The following is a 794-nucleotide window of genomic DNA, read 5'->3' on the forward strand; positions in this document are numbered from 1 at the left end:
GCTACAAAGCAGCCCCCCGCCGTTATTTACGTTGCTTTTTTTTAAAGTTTGTTAACTACCATCAGTATCTTTATAAATCTTTTTATTACCTTTAATAACTGCATTTCCATAAATTTTTACAAAGAAATAAACTTTTGTTTTTCCTTGGATGCAAGCATTATCATAAATCTCTGCTTTAGGATAAATACAAGCCACCCCAGATATTTTTGCATTGCCATAAACCAAACCACCAACACAAGCATTATTCAAAACTTTTGCATTGTCATAAATTTTTGCTTCTGTAGATACCATAGCTTTATTACAAACAATGGCATTCCCATAAATCTCACCACAAATTATTGCATCATCGCATATTTTTGCATTGCCATAAACATAAGCTTCTTTCTCAAGAACCCGCGCCTTGTCACTAATCACTGCATTTCCTGATACCCTTGCTTCATTAAAAACAACAGCCTCATTACGTATTTTCGCATTTTCACTAACAATAGCACCATACGAAACAATAGCATTATCATAAACCCAGCAATTGCCATCATGAGAGAGATTGCTTTCCTTTTCAATAAAACCACCAAGATCACCTGCCTTAACATCATCAAAATCTCTTAATGCACGAATGCGATAAAAGTATTTAGGTTGACGGGTTTCAGAATCGAAAACTTTTTGTGTCTCATCAGTTAATTCATACTTTTTACTGTTTTGAATTTTAGACATAGCTGTATTGCTCATGGGTATGCTCCATTTCATAAATTTGATTAAATTGTTAGAGAAAATTTGAGAGAAAAGCGCCCCCGCTG

Annotated in this window: 1 protein-coding gene; it reads right to left on the minus strand. The window is 34.3% G+C overall.

Translation table 11 applies throughout. The annotated features are described in order from the left end of the window. Positions 1-51 precede the first annotated feature (51 nt). Positions 52-726: a hypothetical protein gene (locus BN338_RS10360; RefSeq protein WP_244427654.1), complete on the minus strand. Its 675-nt coding sequence runs from the start codon at positions 724-726 to the stop codon at positions 52-54. Positions 727-794: the final 68 nt, after the last annotated feature.

This window comes from Bartonella queenslandensis AUST/NH15, assembly GCF_000312585.1.
GTDB classification, from domain to species: domain Bacteria; phylum Pseudomonadota; class Alphaproteobacteria; order Rhizobiales; family Rhizobiaceae; genus Bartonella; species Bartonella queenslandensis_A.

Bases quoted from the DNA above. Each gene is read 5' to 3' on its own strand.
- BN338_RS10360 (WP_244427654.1), bottom strand. From the start codon at position 726: ATGAGCAATACAGCTATGTCTAAAATTCAAAACAGTAAAAAGTATGAA.